This is a genomic window from Akkermansia sp. N21116, from assembly GCF_029854705.2.
In the GTDB taxonomy this organism is placed as follows: Bacteria; Verrucomicrobiota; Verrucomicrobiia; order Verrucomicrobiales; family Akkermansiaceae; genus Akkermansia.
This window is the reverse complement of sequence record NZ_CP139035.1, coordinates 1624088-1643213: the sequence shown is the minus strand read 5'-3', so window position 1 is coordinate 1643213 and position 19126 is coordinate 1624088. Positions and strand designations below refer to the sequence as shown.

21 protein-coding genes are annotated in these 19126 nt (G+C 50.9%); 7 read left to right on the top strand and 14 right to left on the bottom strand.

The genetic code is table 11. The features are described from left to right. Nucleotides 1-116: 116 nt before the first annotated feature. Both rpmF and QET93_RS06320 read right to left on the bottom strand, forming a co-directional pair. Nucleotides 117-308 (bottom strand): 50S ribosomal protein L32, encoded by a 192-nt coding sequence (rpmF, locus tag QET93_RS06325; protein ID WP_280125468.1) that lies wholly within the window; start codon nt 306-308, stop codon nt 117-119. A gap of 25 nt (nt 309-333) precedes the next feature. Further along, the gene (locus QET93_RS06320) at nt 334-822 is read right to left on the bottom strand and encodes a hypothetical protein (RefSeq protein WP_280131791.1); all 489 of its coding nucleotides are present in this window, start codon (nt 820-822) and stop codon (nt 334-336) included. A 124-nt stretch (nt 823-946) separates the two neighbouring features. Between QET93_RS06320 and crcB the strand changes: the two genes are divergently transcribed. After that, complete coding sequence (gene crcB / locus QET93_RS06315; RefSeq protein ID WP_280131790.1) at nt 947-1390, top strand: fluoride efflux transporter CrcB; 444 nt, start codon at nt 947-949, stop codon at nt 1388-1390. A gap of 82 nt (nt 1391-1472) precedes the next feature. Here crcB and QET93_RS06310 read toward each other — a convergent pair whose 3' ends face one another. Further along, nucleotides 1473-1820, bottom strand: a complete 348-nt coding sequence (locus QET93_RS06310; protein WP_280125471.1) for a histidine triad nucleotide-binding protein — start codon at nt 1818-1820, stop codon at nt 1473-1475. A 39-nt stretch (nt 1821-1859) separates the two neighbouring features. Continuing rightward, nucleotides 1860-2912, bottom strand: a complete 1053-nt coding sequence (locus QET93_RS06305; protein WP_322190148.1) for an L-threonylcarbamoyladenylate synthase — start codon at nt 2910-2912, stop codon at nt 1860-1862. A gap of 130 nt (nt 2913-3042) precedes the next feature. Between QET93_RS06305 and QET93_RS06300 the strand changes: the two genes are divergently transcribed. Next, nucleotides 3043-5136 carry an exo-alpha-sialidase gene (locus QET93_RS06300; protein ID WP_280131788.1) on the top strand — a complete coding sequence of 698 codons (2094 nt, stop codon included), beginning with the start codon at nt 3043-3045 and terminating at the stop codon, nt 5134-5136. A 52-nt stretch (nt 5137-5188) separates the two neighbouring features. Here QET93_RS06300 and QET93_RS06295 read toward each other — a convergent pair whose 3' ends face one another. After that, a complete protein-coding gene (locus QET93_RS06295; protein ID WP_322190147.1) occupies nt 5189-6058 on the bottom strand; it encodes a hypothetical protein in 870 nt (289 codons plus the stop codon). 131 nt (nt 6059-6189) lie between these two features. On the opposite strand from QET93_RS06295, the gene QET93_RS06290 reads away from it, so the two are divergent. Next, the gene (locus tag QET93_RS06290) at nt 6190-7875 is read left to right on the top strand and encodes a sulfatase (RefSeq protein WP_280131786.1); all 1686 of its coding nucleotides are present in this window, start codon (nt 6190-6192) and stop codon (nt 7873-7875) included. Between the two features lie 16 nt (nt 7876-7891). Here the strand turns inward: QET93_RS06290 and QET93_RS06285 are convergent, their stop codons facing one another. Beyond that, nucleotides 7892-8308 (bottom strand): DoxX family protein, encoded by a 417-nt coding sequence (locus QET93_RS06285; RefSeq protein WP_280131785.1) that lies wholly within the window; start codon nt 8306-8308, stop codon nt 7892-7894. A 265-nt stretch (nt 8309-8573) separates the two neighbouring features. Here QET93_RS06285 and QET93_RS06280 point away from each other — a divergent pair, with 265 nt between their 5' ends. From QET93_RS06280 to QET93_RS06265, 4 genes are all read left to right on the top strand, one after another. Further along, complete coding sequence (locus tag QET93_RS06280) at nt 8574-9032, top strand: type II toxin-antitoxin system antitoxin SocA domain-containing protein (RefSeq protein ID WP_280125477.1); 459 nt, start codon at nt 8574-8576, stop codon at nt 9030-9032. Nucleotides 9033-9058: 26 nt separating this feature from the next. Beyond that, the gene (locus QET93_RS06275) at nt 9059-9796 is read left to right on the top strand and encodes a copper homeostasis protein CutC (RefSeq protein WP_280125478.1); all 738 of its coding nucleotides are present in this window, start codon (nt 9059-9061) and stop codon (nt 9794-9796) included. 96 nt (nt 9797-9892) lie between these two features. Next, nucleotides 9893-10837, top strand: coding sequence for a hypothetical protein (locus QET93_RS06270; protein WP_280125479.1), 945 nt, complete (start codon nt 9893-9895; stop codon nt 10835-10837). Nucleotides 10838-10856: 19 nt separating this feature from the next. Then, on the top strand, nt 10857-11930 hold the full coding sequence (locus QET93_RS06265; protein ID WP_280131784.1) for a nucleotidyltransferase domain-containing protein: 1074 nt from the start codon (nt 10857-10859) through the stop codon (nt 11928-11930). Nucleotides 11931-12080: 150 nt separating this feature from the next. On the opposite strand, the gene rpsP is transcribed toward QET93_RS06265, so the two are convergent. The 8 genes from rpsP to QET93_RS06225 all read right to left on the bottom strand — a co-directional run bounded on the left by rpsP (nt 12081) and on the right by QET93_RS06225 (nt 19081). Then, a complete protein-coding gene (gene rpsP, locus QET93_RS06260) occupies nt 12081-12326 on the bottom strand; it encodes a 30S ribosomal protein S16 (protein WP_280131783.1) in 246 nt (81 codons plus the stop codon). Nucleotides 12327-12483: 157 nt separating this feature from the next. Beyond that, the gene (locus QET93_RS06255; RefSeq protein WP_280131782.1) at nt 12484-13122 is read right to left on the bottom strand and encodes a LysE family translocator; all 639 of its coding nucleotides are present in this window, start codon (nt 13120-13122) and stop codon (nt 12484-12486) included. After that, complete coding sequence (locus QET93_RS06250; protein WP_280125483.1) at nt 13119-14015, bottom strand: tyrosine recombinase XerC; 897 nt, start codon at nt 14013-14015, stop codon at nt 13119-13121. Before QET93_RS06250 ends, QET93_RS06255 begins: the two co-directional genes overlap by 4 nt. Nucleotides 14016-14059: 44 nt before the next feature. After that, nucleotides 14060-14980 carry an EF-hand domain-containing protein gene (locus tag QET93_RS06245; protein WP_280131781.1) on the bottom strand — a complete coding sequence of 307 codons (921 nt, stop codon included), beginning with the start codon at nt 14978-14980 and terminating at the stop codon, nt 14060-14062. Nucleotides 14981-15100: 120 nt separating this feature from the next. Continuing rightward, complete coding sequence (gene yajC / locus QET93_RS06240) at nt 15101-15454, bottom strand: preprotein translocase subunit YajC (RefSeq protein WP_280125485.1); 354 nt, start codon at nt 15452-15454, stop codon at nt 15101-15103. Beyond that, nucleotides 15451-16584 (bottom strand): tRNA guanosine(34) transglycosylase Tgt, encoded by a 1134-nt coding sequence (tgt, locus tag QET93_RS06235; protein ID WP_280125486.1) that lies wholly within the window; start codon nt 16582-16584, stop codon nt 15451-15453. The genes yajC and tgt overlap by 4 nt, the downstream gene beginning before the upstream one ends. Nucleotides 16585-16721: 137 nt before the next feature. Continuing rightward, nucleotides 16722-18110: a replication-associated recombination protein A gene (locus QET93_RS06230; protein ID WP_280131780.1), complete on the bottom strand. Its 1389-nt coding sequence runs from the start codon at nt 18108-18110 to the stop codon at nt 16722-16724. An 83-nt stretch (nt 18111-18193) separates the two neighbouring features. Then, on the bottom strand, nt 18194-19081 hold the full coding sequence (locus QET93_RS06225) for an alkaline phosphatase (protein ID WP_280125488.1): 888 nt from the start codon (nt 19079-19081) through the stop codon (nt 18194-18196). Nucleotides 19082-19126: the final 45 nt, after the last annotated feature.

Genomic DNA, 19126 nt, shown 5'->3' with positions numbered 1-19126 from the left:
TGTTCGCGGACGTATAGCAAAAAAACAGGCCGCTATGCAAAGCAAAACGGCCGGAGAGATGAAAAAGAAGCGACGGAATCTCCCGGATCCCGCCGAATAGGTAACAGACAGTACGATCAGGCTTCCGCCTTAACCGTGATTTCCTTGCCTCCGCGGGTCGTATAAGTGCCGCAAACAGGACATGCGGTGTGACCGGGGACGCTACTGCCACACTTGGGGCACTGGCGGAGCTTGGGAGCACGCCAAGCCTGAGCGGCAAGGCGGGATCTCTGCTTCATCTTGGACGTTCTGCGTTTGGGTGCTGCCATGACTTTAAATCGTTAGTTGGTGAATTTACTGGTCACCGAGGGCATCAAGGGCGTCCCATACGCCTCTTTCACCGTTCGGGGCAGAAGTGTTTACACCTGTTTCCCCCTGTTTGTCCACTCCAAAATGCTCATTTTTCATGACACAGGCTTTGGATGTATCGGAATCTTCACAATGCGGGTAGGCTGGGAACTCAAGTATAATCTCTTCCCTCAAGGCATCTGAAACGTCCACAATATTTTGATTATCAATTTCTATACTCGTTGCAAAATCATTCAGGGACAGAGTCATTGGGAAATACTCGAGACACCTGACACAACGAAATTCAAACGGAGCCGAAATTTTACCTTGGAGGAAAAGTTCCCCCTCAAACCGACGGGCTGTCAGGTTAAAGCTCAAATTGCCGATTGAATGGACTTCATCGTCATCAATGCCGAAGATTTCTCCATCCAGCTCACCGGAAAATACCTTGCCTTCTTCCGGAAGGGTTTCTAAATCGATACGAAATCTTTTCATACCTGCTGGGTACACCAAGATAGAGAACTTGGCAAGAAGGGATCATGGCTCAGAGAGCTACCATGGGAAGAATCCCGTCAACATAAACTCAATCCGAGTATAATCATGAGGGGGAAAATTGCTCTTGACGAAGTCTATCTGCACCAGCATAGGTTACAGCAATTCCCTGTCCTTCCGTTCCATGCTTTCCATTCAAGAAATTCTGTGTGTGATGATCAGCGGCGCCATTGGCGTACTGGCTCGCTATCTGATCTCCATCTGGGCCGTCTCGAAAATTGGCACGGGATTTCCGTACGGAACATTCATTGTCAACATTGCCGGATGTTTCATCATGGGGGTGTTCATGGTTCTTTCTACGGAACGATTCATTGCGAGCCCGTATGCCAAACTCATTGTCGGAGTCGGTTTCCTGGGAGGATTGACCACGTTCGGCTCCTTCAGTTACGAGACGCTTTACTTGTTTCAAAACGGCCAGATTCTCAAAGCCGGGTTGAATTTGTTCGGCAATGTCGGCATCGGCTTGTTCGCTACTCTGGCGGGCGCCGCCCTGACCCGGCTGGCCTTGTAAACGAATATGACCGCGGATTTGCCTGCAATCCGCGGTCATAAAGAAACAATCGGCCCGACAACAATCCAGCCGAAACATCTTCCTAGCCCGGAGGCCATTGAAGAGAACGACCTCCCAGAATGTGCAGGTGAAGATGAGGAACAGCTTCTCCGGCATCGGGACCGTTGTTGATCACAACCCGGAAACCACCTTCGTCAAGTCCTTCCTGACGGGCTATATCTCCTACCTTGAGCATCAGATGCCCTAAAATCACCGCATCGTCAGCCGTAGCTTTCTCGATACGGGCAATCGGTTTGCGAGGGACGAGGAGGAGATGAGTCGGCGCTTTCGGATCAATGTCCCGGAAGCAACAGCACATGTCGTCCTGATATACGATGGAAGCAGGAATCTCCCCATCGTAGATTTTTTCAAATAATGTTTTTTCGCTCATAATAAATTGTTTCAGAATATACAATTTTTACTTTGCTCGTTACTTCCGGGAGAAGGAGGCACGTCTCAGGCGATCCATCATCGCCGCACCGAGACCGTTCTCGGGCAGGGATTCCGCCACAATAATGTCTATTGATTCGTCTTCATCCATCTGACGCATCAGTGCAAACAGGCGCACGGCAGCTTCCGACAATCGACCGCTGCCCGGGCTTAATACGTAAACCTTGTCCCATGAACAGGAATCCACCAGGGGAGAGTCCCCTTCGAAAGTCAATAAACCGTATCTGACACCTTCTTCGGGCTCAAAAGCTTCGTCCTTCGGCAAAAGGATCATCTTTTTACCCGGGGCATAATGGCTGGACAACTGCCCCGGTGCATTCAACACGACTTGATTTTCAGGATTTTCCTTCTTCTTGGAGGGTTTCTTGCGAATGACCTTAACCAGGTTCCTAAACTGTTCTCTCGTTACAGGCCCTTCACGAAGGAGTTCCACGGCAGGTTTGCCTTTTTCATCAAGAACGGGTTTAACGATCGTACTTTCCAACCCTTCTGAACAAGCTCCGGCATCAAGGACCATTTCTATCCTGCCACCCAGTTCCTTGATGACGGCAGCAGCACTCGTCGGACTGATACGGCCGAATCTGTTGGCGCTCGGCGCTGCAATAGGATTTCCCAATGCCTTGGCTACACCACGCATCACGGGATGGGCCGATACGCGGACGGCCACCGTATCCAGCCCGCCCGTCACAATATCCGGCACTGCATCCGTCTTGGGAAGAACCATGGTAAACGGTCCCGGCCAAAACTCGCGGGACAATTTTTCGACAACTTCCTTGAGAGCATCAGGAATATTTGCCACGCGCGGCAAATCGCGGGCACTCGCCAGATGTACAATTAACGGATCGAACTTCGGCCGCTCCTTCGTATCGAACACTTTAGCCACCGCATCAGGATTCAGGGCATCCGCTCCGAGGCCATACACGGTTTCCGTTGGAAGGGCGACAAGTTCGCCTTTCCCCAAAGTTTCAGCGGCAAGAACGTAAAGCTTGCGGTTGTCCTCCAGGGAATCTACCTCATAAATCCGGGTTTCCATACGCATATCCATGCATCATGAAGCACTCTGCGTCAAGTCCACTGACACCGAAGAACGGCTTTACCGGCGTTTCTTGATTGACCGTCCGCATCTACTCCATCATCATATTTGAGCATTGTAAATACTCCGCATGAAAAAGACTCCCTTCACAAAACTCATTTTACCTCTTGCCGGAATGGCGGCCTTCCTGGGATTCTCCCAGCTTGCCCGTTCCTCGGAAAGCTTCGAAACCGCTCCGCAAGGAGCGCTATCCAGTTTCCAGTCGCAATATGGGACCATAACCAGCGCTCCGGATAATGCCGCTATCATCGGCAAGGCAAAATCCGGCAAGAATGGCCTCCGCATTCTGGGAGGCACAGGGAAAAGCATCAAACTCGACTTGAAGGACTCTCCCAAAGTCGATGTTTCCATGAATGCCTGGGCCGAACGCTGGACATCCAAACCTCCGTTTCAACTGACTATCACGGCAGAAACGCCATCCGGCGAGAAAACCATTTACCAGAACAGCGACTCCATCAAAACCGGAGGACTCAATTCCAAAATCGAGGCCCAGATTCCCGCAGGAACCAAGTCCCTTACATTCAGCCTGAATTCTGCTGATAACGGAGGCATGATCATGGATGACCTGTATATTGTTCCTTCCTCTCCAATGGTATTCAAGGAGATCTCAAGCAATGCCCCGGTTATTCCCGCCATGATCAGAAGAGACTTTAACCCGGTACTTCGGATCGATATTGCTACAGAAGGCGGTTTGAAGCCTTTGGAATTGACGGATGTCTATCTCAAATTCGACGGAACAACCGACATGAAGGACATTAAATCCGTCCAACTCGTCCGAGGAAATGAAAAACCCGGCGATCAGGCCGGTGAACCTTTCGGCGCGCCCGTCACCCCCAACGGATCATCCAAAGATCTGCGTCTAACCGGCAAAATGCCATTGGAATCGGGTATCAACAGCTTCTGGGTCAATGTCCTGCTCAAGGATACAGCCAATATAGGCCACCATATTTCACTCAAGGCAACAGGTGCTATCGTAGGCCGCAAACCCGCTAAGATCCAAGAACCGGCAGTAGCCAACCAAAGGATCGGCTACACGGTCGCCCAACCGGGAGACAAAGTCACACCTGGAAATAGAGTCTCCAAGTCATTCCGTATCCCGGGCCTCGTCCGTACCAATCAAGGAACACTCATTGCCGTCTACGACATTCGCTACAACCACCATGGTGATCTTCCGGCAGATATTGACGTAGGCATCCGTCGTTCCGAAGACGGGGGACAAACATGGTCACCCCTTCAAATCGCCCTTTCCTGCAAAACTCTAACGGGTAAAAAAACAAGCGACGGATGCGGAGATCCATCCATCCTCGTCGATCGCAAAACCGGCCGTATCTGGGTCGCCGGAGTCTGGAGCCGGGGGTTCCATCCCATCTGGAACAGTAAACCCGGATCTACAGCCCCAGACGATTGTGGACAATTTGTCCTGGCATACAGTGACGACGACGGAAAGACATGGTCTGATCCAATCAATATTACCGAACAAGTTAAAAGCATCGAAACCGGTACCGATTCCGACTGGGGCGCCCTGTTCCAAGGTCCCGGTAATGGCATTTGCCTGAAAGACGGCACTCTCGTCTTCCCCGCCCAATACTGGGCCGTAGACAAAGTCGGCGAAAACAAAACGGCACGCCGAGGACACTCCACCATCGTTTATTCCCAAGATCACGGCAAGACCTGGCACTGCGGAACGGGCTTTCGTCCCAACACATCCGAATGCCAGGTAGTCGAACTTAAGGACGGTTCCATCATGATCAATGCCCGCGATGAATCCCGCAGCGGGTACAGGGTCGTGTACGTCACGAAAGATCTCGGGAAAACGTGGACAGAACACCCGTCCTCGCAAAACAAAAACGGCAAGGGACTCATGGAACCGGGGGCATGCCAGGCCAGCATCGAACGCGTCTTCGACAACGGCCCGGCCAAAGATGCCTTTTTCTTCTCCAACCCCGCCAGCCATAGTGGGCGCAACCATATGACGATCAAAGCATCCATGAACGAAGGCTCTACTTGGCCGGAGAAATTCAGCCATCTTTACGACGAACGCCCCGGCTTTGGTTACTCCGCCCTCTGCCCGGTAGACTCCCAGCACATCGGAGTTTTATATGAAGGCAATAATGGGTTCATCTATTTCCTCAAATTCCCGTACAAGGAACTATTGGCTCAATAAACCGATATCTTATCACAACGTTTCCTCCGGCTCCCTCCAGAGGAAACGTTTTTCACCGGCTTCCTTTCTCAGGCAGATTGCACATGCGATTCATTTCTTTGACACTCACTCGTTTCTGCAGTAAAGAAGCCAGCCATTCATCCGTTTCCGGAAGACGATTGTATTTCACCAATGCTGCCGGATTCGTCAACCGTGTAAACAAAAGTCGTTTACAGGAATCCAAAGAAACGCTCTTCACTCCATATCCCATACCCTGATTGGAAGACCAGAACCGGAGAGTCGGTTTCCCTGCCTTATCCCGTTCCCAACCGAGGAAAACGACAAAATGCCCAAATTCCCGGGATCCTATTTCATCTGTCCAGAAAATCTTAAGGAAATCTCCCGGAGAAGCTTTGGATACATCCGTAAAATTCACGCCGAATCCCAAATCTCTAGCCCATTTCGCCATTCCCGGACCATTGGCATTCATCCTTCCCCAGGCGCCGCAACCATCCGGTTGGGGAAACCTCGGGGCCAAATATTGCCACACATTGCCGGGTAAACGCATCCCGATCGCCTTTTCCCAATGCTGCAGAGTCAGCAGAAAAACAAAATAAGCGGCCTCCGAGCAAAACGACGGAGTCGCCTTCCGGGGATTCAGGCGAAGATTCTCCGCACGGGCATTCCATGAGACCGCCTCCGTACACATCCGTTCCAGAGCTTCCCGGGAAGTGGAGTAGCCTCCTCCCCGGGGCATGGATGCCACCGCCTTGAGTACCATTGCATTCAGATTCACACGCGGAACCGGTTTGGATGCGGCAGTTGCAGTTCTTGAAGAAGTCTCCACGCGAGGAGCCGCCTGTAACTGGACAGACGTCAACAAAACACCTGAGAGGATAACCATGATCAAGCGGACAAAAGACATCAAAATAATCTTATACATCCAGTCTCCATCCACCAAGTCCATTCCGTGCCTTCAGCAATAAATGCAGAACCGAAATAATACGTCAAAAACTCCTTTCCATCCCATTTATCAATTGATATGTTTCCTTAGTAACCGTTCCCGGCGCCGTCATGAAATTATTTACCTCCCTCCTGACATTTGTACTCGTCTTTGCAAATTTCCCCTCCCTCGCACAAACCCGGGATTCCTCATCTACACGGCAAAAGCCCAATATCATTTTCTTCCTCGTTGACGACATGGGATGGCAGGATACATCGCTCCCTTTCTGGTACGACAAGCAGGGTAAGCCCAAAAAGACTTTCCTCAACAAACGGTACAGAACCCCCAATATGGAAAAACTAGGGCAGCAGGGCATGGTCTTCACCAATGCCTACGCACAACCCGTCTGTTCTCCCACACGTGTCAGCCTGATGTCCGGTATGAATGCAGCCCGCCACCGAGTCACCAACTGGACCCTTCAGCGCGACGTCAGTACGGATGCTTCCAGTCCGGTCGTACTTCCCCCCGGTGATTGGAATATCAACGGCATCCAGCCCGCCGGCACCAAACCCAGCGGAAAAACCAAAAAGCCGCTCACGGGAGAGCCTATTTCCTACACAATGAAAAAGCCCTATGTGGCAGCAACCGGTCTCCCCTTCCTCCTCAAGCAACAGGGCTATACAACCATCCACTGCGGCAAGGCCCACTGGGGTACGCGCGACACCCCCGGGGCGGATCCGCTCAACTTCGGCTTTGACTTCAACATCGCCGGCACGGAAATCGGTGGCCCCGCCGACTACAGGGGCTCCCAGAAATACGGGAAAGGGCCCTTCCACGTTTGCGGACTCGACGAAAATAATTATTACGAAAACGATACCTTCCTCACGGAAGCACTCACCCGGGAAGCACTCAGCAGGCTGGATGCCATCCGCAAGGATCCGAATACTGCCAAGAAACCCTTCTACCTCTACATGTCGCATTACGCCATCCATGCTCCATTCGATCAAAGAGGGTATGACAAACGCTTTGCCGACAACTATAAGGATCCCAAGGACGGCAAACCCTGGTCGGACAATGAAAAACGGTATGCCGGCCTCATCGAAGGCATGGACAAGAGCCTGGGAGACATCATGGACTACCTCCGGGCCAACAATCTGGACAAGAACACCATCATCCTCTTCATGGGAGACAACGGCGGCCTTGCCATTAGCGGACGACTGGGCAACCAGCTCGCCAACTTCCCTCTTTCATTCGGTAAAGGCTCCGGAAGGGAAGGAGGCATCCGAGAACCGATGATCGTCTCTTGGCCGGGTGTCACCAAAGCCGGTTCCCGAACCGATACTCCCGTCATTGTAGAAGACTTCTTCCCGAGCATTCTGGAAATGGCAGGGGTCAGGAATCCCCGCACGGAACAAAAGATAGACGGTATCAGTTTCGTGCCGCTCTTGAAGGGACAAAAAACCGCCCAGAACCGCCCTCTGCTCTTCCATACTCCCAACATCTGGGGAGAAGGAGCCTCAAACCACAGTTGTTATTCACCCTTCTCCGCCATCCGGCAAGGGGATTGGAAACTGATCTACTGGCATCCGACCCAGAAGTTCGAACTATTCAACATTGAAGAAGACATCAGCGAAACCAACAATCTGGCAAAGAAATATCCCGATCGCGTGCGCTCCATGGCATCGACCATGACGAAACTGCTCAAAGAGCGCAATGCTCAAATGCCCACCTATAAGGCCGGAAATGCATTCGGGGTTCCAGCCGGAACCCCGGTACCGTGGCCGGACAAAGCTTCCATAAATATCACGAAACCCTAAGTCCTGCCCCTGCTTCTTACAATGACGCAAGCCATGCATCCATAGAATAAGCTCCCGGACCAGTCAGGCACAAGGCAAGTGCAGCTCCTGCAAAAAGGATGTGATACTCGATTCCTTCCCCAGCCTGCTTGCCGGACCAATTGCTGAAAAATCCATTCCGGACATGAAGACGCATGGCCGTCAGCATCAGAATAGCACACCCCAGGGCGGCAAGACGTGTCATTAATCCCAGGACAAGAGCTGCAGGAGCCAAAAATTCCGTCAGCATGGCCACAACAGCCAATGGAGCAGGAATGCCCATATTCCGGGTAAATGCCTCATAGGTGCCGCTCCATCCGCCACCGCCGAACGCGCCCAACACTTTCTGGGCGCCATGAGGCCACAATACAACTGCAAGAGTAATCCTCAAAATGAGTTGCCCTACTGATTCCATATTTCCGAACAAGATTTGATTGAACCATTCCATCGTCATTTTTCTTTCTCCGGTTATCTTGACGGAATAGACATATCCACCTCTCCGGTCGTTCAACGCCTGCTCTTTCTTCCTTCGTATTCTTTTCCGGGCAGAAATGCGCCAGAACGATTATGTCTGAGAAATGGCAATCATCCTGAAGATATTCATGATAGAAAATTCCAAAAGCCCTTCCCCTCGCTTCCGGCAGGCAGGGCAATTATCTTCCCAAGTTTCTTCTTCCCGTATGAACATCACATCTCAAAAACTCGCCTATTGGTTCATCACCAAGGCAGAGTCCATTGACAGGCCCCTGACGCCAGCCAAGTTAATTCACCTGTCAGTCCTGGCCTGCCACGAATATCTGCGCGACTTCGGTATCCCCCTTATGAACGAATCCACCGAAGCATGGGAAAACGGGCCCGTTCTGCCTACCCTCTATCACGAATACAAGGAACAAGGATTCTGCCATCCTATCGAACATACCAGCCGTCGGCAATCGCCCCTCGAACATGACGATCAAATAGAGGCTTTCCTTGAAAGTATCTGGAACAAATACGACAAGTACACAGCACGCCAGTTAGCCCGGGCCTCCACCCGCCCCGGTACTCCATGGGACATCACCATTCATTCCTCGGAATCATTTCGCCATCCTGCAATTGGAGAATCTGCCATCCTTGCTTACTATTCCTCTCTCCGTCCCTGAAAATCACACGAACGCTATCAAGAGCCATGCCAAGAATCATCGAAATCTGCGCCAATTCCGCCCAAAGTTGTCTGGAAGCCGAATTGGGAGGAGCCGCTCGCGTCGAACTCTGCGCCGGAATCCCGGAAGGCGGGACAACACCCAGTTATGGTGAAATCCTGACAACCCGGGAACTGGTCAACCATATCGCTATCCATGTGATCATCCGTCCGCGTGGAGGAGATTTCCTGTATACAGAGGCTGAAATCCGCTCCATGCTGCACGATATCGAAATATGCCGCCAGCTCTGCATCCAAGGAGTCGTGTTCGGTTGCCTCACCAAAGAGGGAGATCTCGACATGCCCCTGATGAAACGCCTCAAGGAAGCAGCCGGCCCCCTCTCCGTCACCTGCCACCGGGCCTTCGACGTTTGCCGGGATCCATTCCAGGCTCTGGAACAACTCATTGATCTGGGATGCGACAGAGTACTGACTTCGGGCCAGCAACCCGACGCCGTCAAAGGCATTCCCATGATCTCCCGCCTCGTACAGCAAGCAGGAGACCGCATCATCGTCATGCCGGGATGCGGAGTCAGGGAGACCAACATCGCTCAAATTGAATCGGAAACGGGAGCCAGGGAATTCCACACTTCGGCTCGCAGTACAATTTTCAGCAAAATGGAATTCCGCAATGAAAATGTTCCCATGGGCAGTTGCGCCGTTACCTCCGAATTTGAAACCGTCGAAACGGATCGCAACAAAGTTGCCGCCTGTGTCAATGCGTAAACAGCCTCGCATTTTCCCGATAAAATACAAAAATGCCGCTATCTTCAGGGTTTCAGCTTGAATCCTGAGCCTCATTAGTCCTTTAATGAGGACGATATGAGATTTATACTCCTTCTCCTGTTGCTCATCTCCGGGGGACTTGGCTATTGGTTCCACGAATCCTACAGGAAAGAAGCGGGCATTCCCGAGCTTCAACTAAAAATCCGACAAGCAGGAAGCGACCTGGAACGCATCGATTCCGATATGAAACGCGTCCACGATGAAATCCTGAAACTCGACAAAGCATTGGCCGAAAAAAAAGAAGAATTCGTCGAACAACGCAATATTCAGGAGATAGCCATCCAGGGCAAACGGGGAAAACTCATCCAAAAACAAAAGTCTCTGGACGAACATCGCCTCCTCGTCGACAAAAAATACAAAAAGCTTCAGGAAAACCTCAATGACAAGATCCAATCCCTCCGCGGCGAACTGGATGCTACTATAGCCAAAGACAGAGAAGCCATCTTCAACCGGGAACGCAGGGAAAACAATGTCTCCCATGCCAGCAAGGTAAATCCAAACTGGCCGGCACAGAAAGCCAGGCTCGTCGCCAATATGAACGCAAAACATGACCGATTGAAGAAGATTCAGGAAAAAGAGGAAAACAAACTGATCTTCCAACTCGAACAAGCCGAAAAGACCTACAGGGCATTCCAGGCAAAAAACAACAGAAACCAGCAGGAGATCTCCAGAGAGATCGACAATCTCTCTTCCATCCAACAGGAGGCGGACGAAACAACCTCTTTCCAACATACAAAAAACCCAGTTCCCTCAGTCAGCTCTCCCCTCCTGCAGAAACGAACCGACCTCGCCCTCCAGCAGAAAAAGCTCCAAAATAAATATGATATCCTCAATCGCGAGGCTAATTACAAAATGCAGAAGGCACTTGAAGAAAAAGAGGCCAAACTCGCCAATATCAAGACATGGACTTACATCATCTGCGGATTTTGGGGACTTCTGACCCTATTCGCCTTCAGCGGAAGCTCCCGCCGAGAAGCATGAAATCACGCCCATAGCAGGCATGAAGAATATTCTATCTAACATTACTCTATCCAACATAAGCGCTCATACACTCCTACACTGTATAGGCGGAAGCCATGCCTATGGATTGAATACCCGTGATTCTGATCTTGATATTCGAGGAGTTTATCAGGCTCCCATCAAGAATTATTTGATGCGACAATATCGGGAGGTCGTTCAAGATCAGAAGTCCGACATCCTGTTTACGGAATTGGGAAAATACCTCAGCCAACTCTGCGACAACACGCCTTCCGCTCTGGAACTGCTGTACACGGAGAAAGATTGCACCAAATACAGGCATCCCTTGTTTGACGAGATGATGAACAACATAGCCATTCTCTCTAAAAAATGCCGGTACACTTATGGACAATATGCTTACATGCAGGTCAAAAAAGCAAATAGTATCAACAAAAAAGCAGTTCATCCAGTCGAGAGATGCAAAGGATTGGATGAATTCTCATATGTTCTGGACAGACAATATACCTATCCTTTCCGCCAATGGTTTGAGGAATATAGACACACTCATCCCGAAGCAACTCAAGAGACTCTGGCACTATGCAAGCTTGATCATGCGGAAAACATGTATTGCATCTATGAATACCCTTCCAAGGGTATTTTTTCCAAGACAAGGGATAATGTTATCCTGACATCCGTACCCTCCGAAAGCAAAATCGTCGGATATATCTCCATCAACTTTCAGGAATATGCCAGACACTGCCGGGAATATCGGGAGTATCAGGAATGGCTGGCAAAACGGAATGAAAAGCGCTTCATTACCAACTGCAATACCATTGTTTCGGGAACATATTATGATACCAAGAACATGATGCATACATTCCGCATCATGGAAACCGCTATCGAAATCGCCCGGGAAGGCAGAATTTTCGTCAATCGATCCCAAGATCGAGATTTCCTTCTATCCATCAGGAACGGACAATACAAATACGAAGAACTTCTGAAAATGATCGACGATAAGAACAAAGAAATGATTGAAGCATTTGAACATTCAACTCTCCCCGAAACACCGGAAACAAACGGTATCAAAGAATATCTTCTAGAGTTTTACGGCCTGTAGTTCGCCCTTGCTTTTTTTCGGCAACTCGTCAAAAAGCCATCTTTCCTCAACTATTCAATTTCTCATAAGAGGAAAATGCAAACAAGCCTGCGACGGTTTCCCGAGCAGGCTTGTTTACACAAAAAATCAAAATAACATAATAAACTTGACTCAACCCTGCTTGCGGGTCTTGTCAATAATGGATGCCACCGTTTCAGAAGGTTGGGCACCCTTAGAAATCCAAGAATCAACCTTGGCAAGATCAATAGTATAGTTAACGCCTTCTTTCATCGGATCGTAAGATCCGACCTGTTCGATGAAACGACCATCGCGACGAGCGCGGCTATCCGTGACGACGATTTTGTAGTACGGGCGATCCTTGGAGCCCTGACGGGTGAGTCTGATTGCTACTGCCATATCAATTATAGTGAAAGATGTTGTCCGCCCACCCATGTTACAGCAATTGCAACACAAGTGTTCAGTTCCTGAGCGGGTGCGAATGTATCGTCTATTCTCGGAGCTTTGTCAATAGCTGAGTTTTTGTTTTTTCCTGACCTCAGATTCAAAATAACCATTAGTTGTTGTCCATAAACAACTTTGAAGTAAATAACAAAAGACCGAAAAGAAGCAGAGCCAAAGCAAATATCCGATCGATCGCCACCGTATACTTCGCATACAAGCACCGAACAGGCGCCCACTGGAAAGCCCAGGCCCACAAAATCCATCCAATGGCACACGTCACAACGGTCAGAGCCACGACAAACACGGTATACCCCGCACTATGGGGGACATTCAGCAAGGGAGCGGAGAGGGACATGAAAAACAATGTGCACTTGGGATTAGTCACATTGCAAATCATGGCATCGCGGTACAACCCCCAGCGGGAAAGGGACGGCTCTTCCGCTTCTTCCGTCGCATCGCCACCAACAAAGGCTCCTTTCTTCGGCCAAATTTTCCATGCAAGATACACCATCCAGCAACCGGCCAAATAGTAAAACAAACTGCCCCATGCACTCTGTAAAAGAGCCGAGCCGACCGTACAAGCCAAGGCAGCCTGAAAAATGGCTCCCGTAGCAATACCGAGCGAAACAGCCACTCCTGCCTTCAGACCATGGGCAAGACTCGTCCGGGTTACCAGCGTTTGATCCGGCCCTGGACTCGCCTGAGACATCAGAAGATAGGCTACAAATGTCAATTCAGGGATGAAATTCATATGGATGCACGAGGATGCGCCATACGATACGCATCCGCCAGCCGGGATCGCGTCACATGGGTATAGATTTGCGTTGTAGAGAGAGATGCATGCCCCAGAAGTTCTTGAACGGAGCGCAAGTCCGCCCCGGCATCCAGCATATGCGTCGCAAATGTGTGTCTCAGTTTGTGAGGAGAGATATCAAAGGGAATTGATGATGCCTTAACGTACTTTTTCAAAAGAAGTTCCACAGAACGACCACTCAGCCTTTTCCCGAGTCGGGAGATGAAGAGGGGGGATGTTTCCGGCAAATGGGCGCGACGGACATATTCATCCAACGCCGCCAGGGCGGGATCTCCGACGGGGAGGATACGCTGCTTGTTTCCCTTGCCTGTCACTCGCAGAATTTTCCGGTTGTGATTGACGCTTCTGACATCAAGAGACACCAGCTCGCTGAGCCGCAAACCACAGGAATAAAACAATTCAAGCACTGCCGCATCACGATAGGGCAGCCAGTCGGGAGACGACGGAGACAGAGGCAGACGGTAAGGCAATTCCAACAATTCCAGCATCTGGTCGATGGAAAGGAAAACCGGCAACTGGACGTGTTTTTTAGGCAGGGACACTTCAGCCATCGGGTTGGTCTCCACATACCCTCTTCTCAACAGGAAACGGAATAACGAGCGCAAAGCGGAAAAACGCAATCGCAACGTTGCAGACGATTTTTCCCCCATCAAACCAGTCATCAGCCATCCTCGGAAGTCATCTGCCGAACATGCCTGCCAGGAGGAAAAACGTTCCCCCATCCATTCCCGGAACAATCGCAAAGACCGGGTATACGTTTCGTGCGTATGCGAACTAGCCTGCTTTTCCACCAGCAGATACCGAAGAAACTCTTCCTCTTCCCGAGACATGGACATTACTATGCAATCCCTTCTCAGGAAAGGCAACCGGGAATTTACTCGTTTTCCTCTTCTTCCGTTTGAAGCAAGGTATAACCTTCCTCCAGGCTTTCCATCAACTCCGTATCGTAGGTTTCTTGAATAAACAGGTCAATGTCATCCATATCGGCACTATCATCCTCCTGTTTCTCACGAATCCGGCGAATGGACTCAAGAGCCGCTTTTCGTTCTTCATCGCTCAAAAGGCCATCACCGTCCTTATCATACAGGGCTAGCATGGCTTTCGCCTTGTCAGCGTACAATTTGCGAGAATCTCTAATCACGACATCCACTTCATCCCGGGACAACACACCATCGCCATCGGAATCATACTTCTTCAGAATCAACGATTGAGCCAGTAAAAACAAGGAAGGCCTGACCAAAAACTTTTTCTTGTGCGAATTTTCTACAACAATCCGGGGAATAGGGGGCGGAGGCAACACATCCCGGCCATTTTCTCCGACGGGACGGGGATGAGTCTTTTTCCCGGCTGTTCCCGCTTCATTCCGGTCTTCCTGGCGAAAATGCACCTCGGCTGCCTGTCTTTGTTGTTTAAATTGATCGTGCAGTTTCTTCTTCTCTTCAACGGAAAGTTTGCCGTCTTTGTCTAAATCAAATTTTTCAATGAACTTCCTGCGAGCTTCCTGGCGATTCTCCTCCGCATCCTTGAGCAGGATTTTCTTTTCCCCGGCATCAATAACGCCATCGCCATTAGTATCGTATTTTTTCAAGATGATATCCCTGATCATCAACAACTGGGCCAATCGGTCGGCACGGGAGGGCGGCGGCGGAGGGCCAGGAACGTCATCCCCCAGAGCCGGCAAAAGCCCGCAACAAGCCAGGATGACAACAGACAGCCTCCAGACGACACGATTTTTCATCAGTTGATTCCTCATGCTCTTGTTTTCGTAAACACCGTAATTGAAGGAGGGTTGCATAAAAAGCAAAATTTGTTCCTATCCTATCCGTGCAATTCCGCCAGCCGAAGCATCAAATGAAAAAGGCCGGTCTCGCCCATGCGAACCGGCCTCAAGATTGATTAAATGATTGCTGGAGGATTACTTCTTGTCATCCTGCTTAAGTTCGGCGTCCTTCTTGATGACGTGAACGATAGCGCTCTTTTCAAACTTCATGTTCACCCCTTCGGCCACCTGGACAGTCACCGTATTGGTATCCACGTAAATGACGGAGCCATGGATACCGGCACTGGTAATGACTTTGTCGCCTTTTCTCAGACTGTTCTGACGTTCCTGCTGTTCCTTCTGGGCTTTGCGCTGGGGACGGATCAGGAGTACCCAGAACAACAAGGCCATGACTACGATAAGAATAACCGGATGGATACCACCACTAGATGCTTGTTCCGAAGCTGAGGCCTGTGCCAGGACAGCGGCTTGTGCTAAGATATGATTCATGAGATTTCGTTATTTTTGTAGCGCGCGATAAAGGCATCCTTGAAGGAGCCGAAGGTTCCGGACACTATGGCAGCACGCGCCTGCGCCATCATCCGCAGATAGAATTCAAGATTTTGGAAAGAAAGCAACCTTAAAGCGAGTATTTCACCCGCTTTGAACAAATGCCTGACATACGCCCGGGAAAAACGAGCCACCGACGGGTGTCCTTCCGGGTCGATCGGGCGGGTATCCGCAGCCCATCTCTGGTTCTTGATATGCATGGGACCATCGGGAGTCAGGGCAACACCGTGCCGTGCCAAACGAGTTGGCATCACGCAGTCGAACATGTCCACCCCGCGGGAGATCATTTCCAGAATCTGAGGAGGCGTGCCCAGCCCCATCGCATAACGGGGTTTGTCCTCCGGCAACCAGGGGACCGCATGATCAATGGCACGGAGCATTTCTTCTTCCGGCTCGCCGACCGAAACCCCTCCGATCGCGTAACCGTCGAAGTTCATGGCAGCCAATTCCTCGGCGCACTGCCGGCGCAAGTCCTCATAGATAGATCCCTGGACAATTCCGAAATGGTGCTGGCGTCCATCACCCGAACGCGGTTTATATTCCTCAATCCACGCCTTGCATCGTCTGGCCCAGCGAAGCGTATAGCCCAGGGATTTTTCAGCGTATTTACGGTCACAGGGATAAGGGGGGCACTCGTCGAAAAGCATCGCGATATCGCTGCCGAGGTTGGCCTGGATTTCCATGGATTTCTCCGGGCTAAGCATCATGTATGCACCGTCCAGATGGTTGGAAAACCGGACTCCTTCTTCGGTAATCTTGCGAAGCTTGGCCAGGGACCAGACCTGGAACCCTCCGGAATCCGTCAAGATAGGCTTGTTCCAGTCGATAAACCGATGCAGCCCCCCCATTTCGCGAACAAGGACATCCCCTGGACGAAGACAAAGATGGTAGGTATTGCCAAGGATAATCTGCGCTCCCAGAGCCTCCAGATCATCGGGATGCAGGGTTTTGACGGAACCTTGCGTTCCTACCGGCATGAAAATGGGAGTTTCCACAACGCCATGGGGAAGGACCAGGCGACCGCACCTGGCTGAACTGGAGGGATCCCGCGCTAGAAGAGTAAAGGACATATGTGATAAAATCGAAGGAGCTATTCCCGGAAACCACAACCGGAAGGTAATCCGGGGAAGTCGTTGTCATTACCTCATTTCGGAGGCAAAAGCAATACCCGGTTTCCCCTGCCCGGCAGGACTCTCCTCTCCGGCATTCACTTCTTTCTGCCGGCGTTCATGTTTTTCAAAGCTTCCTCCGCGAGTTTGCGGCGGTGTTCCATCCGTTCGGCAATCCGCTGTTCAAGCCCGTTGGTCGTTGGCGTATAATAGTGGCGGCCTTCAGGCAAATAAGCCTGTGGAACATAACCTTCCGGAAAGTCGTGGGCGTAAAGATATTGCATTTTTGCTTCATCGGTTCCTCCGGCTGCAGCCAGTTTTTTTCGAGTCGGCGTCCTCAAATGTTCCGGGACGGCCAGAGTCGCCCCATGTCTCACATCCTCCAGAGCGGCGGCAATGCCCATGTAGGCAGAGTTACTCTTGGGGGCGGTCGCCAGATAAACGGCGGCATGGGCCAGAGGAATGCGGGCTTCCGGCATGCCGAGCATCTCTGCAGCCCGGGCGGTATCAATGGCAACGCGCAAAGCATTCGAATCCGCCAGACCTACATCTTCCGAGGCGGCAATGACGATACGCCGGGCAATAAACCGGACATCTTCTCCGGCTTCCAGCATTGTTGCCAGCCAATACAGGGCGGCATCGGGATCGGAGCCACGCATGGATTTGATAAAAGCCGAAATCGTATCGTAATGCCCGTCTCCTGCACGATCGTATTTAATCGCCTTCCGTTGGATGGATTCTTCGGCTGCAACCAAATCGACATGAACCGTACCATCCGGCCCGGGTGACGTCGATAGAACAGCGACTTCCAGTGCCGTCAACGCCTTGCGGACATCGCCATCCGCCATTGCAGCCAAGTGTTCGAGAGCATCAGTATCCACAACCGGGTTGAACGAAGCCAGTCCTCGTTCCTTGTCACTCAAGGCACGAACGAGCAAGGCTTTCAGATCATCGGAGGGAACGGATTCCAAGGGGAACACCTGCGAGCGAGACAAAAGAGGGGAATTGATCGCAAAATAAGGATTTTCCGTCGTCGCTCCAATAAAACGCACAGTTCCCTTTTCCAAATAAGGAAGGAGGACATCCTGCTGAGCTTTGTTGAAGCGATGAAGCTCATCTACAAAAAGAATCGTTTTCTTTCCCTGGACACTCATCCGCATTTGCGCCTGGGCAATGCGCTCCCTCACTTCGGCCACATTGGACTCCACACCGTTGAGCATGACGAAAAACGAATCCGTCGTTCTGGCAATAACCGAAGCCAGAGTCGTCTTCCCCACACCGGGAGGGCCGTACAGGATCAGAGATGTAAATCTGTCCGTTTCAATCGCCCTCCGAAGCAACTTACCCGGGGCCAATACGTGCCTCTGCCCCGCCACTTCCTCCAAGGTACGGGGACGCATCCTCGCAGCAAGAGGCATCGGGGGCAAAGCATCGCCGGGCTTGCTCTCTTGCTCCTCCGGCTCATCATTCAAACTGAACAGATCCATCCGGAGGGAAACCTAGCATGTCCCCCCGCTCCGGACAAGCCGATTAGAGGACTGTCCGAAGCAGAAGGAGAAAAAATAAGGCGTTATTTCTTCAAAAGGCCCTGTTCGATCGGGCGGCCCGTCCAGACTTGAGGCTGCTTGAGTTCAAGCAATTTGGCAATCGTCGCAGTGATATCATATACCATCGTACTGTCCGTGATCTTTTCATTTCTCTTAATCCCGGGGCCAGCCATGATGAAGGGAGTTCTGACTTCGCTCAATGTAATTCCTCCATGGTTTTTGCCTTTACCGCCATGGTCGGAAGCGAAAAAGATAGCCATTTTCCCGTTCATCGGACTTTTTTTGACAGCTTGAACCAGCTCTCCCACTACCTTGTCCGCCGTCTTGCAGGCTTCTTCATACTCCTTGCTTTCCCAGCCATACTTGTGCCCGGCGCCATCGGTAATGTCCAGATGGATAAAAATAAACTGAGGGTTCCGCTTCAGGAACGACTCCGTCAACTTGACAATTTCATCGGGTTTGGCGTTCTTGGATTCGGAAATAGCATCCTCTTCCATCAAATACTTGATACCTTCCCAATCGTAGAAACATCCAGTCACGGCAGTTGGCCGCTGGTCACGAAGAATACCGAAAATACCTGGGTACTGTCCGTAATTGCCAATTTCCCGAGAAGGAAGTTCCGGAGACTTACTACCCCATTTCGTAAAACCATGGAGTTCCGTCGGCGAACCGGAAAGCATCGACTTCCAGTTGATGGCACTTGAAGAAGGCAACACGCTCCGCATCTCCGTGGTAGATGCACCGCTCTTCTCCAACGCCGTCAGATTGGGCAGATCTTTCTTGTACTTGTTATACATTTCGGCACTGAAGCCATCAACGCCGATCAGGATAACAGGAGTCGGAGCCGCCATGGAAACACTCCCCAGACAAAGAACCGCCAAAACGGTCATTGTTACATGTTTAATATTCATATTAAAGCAATCTACGAATGTGAACACCGACACCTTTCAGTAAAA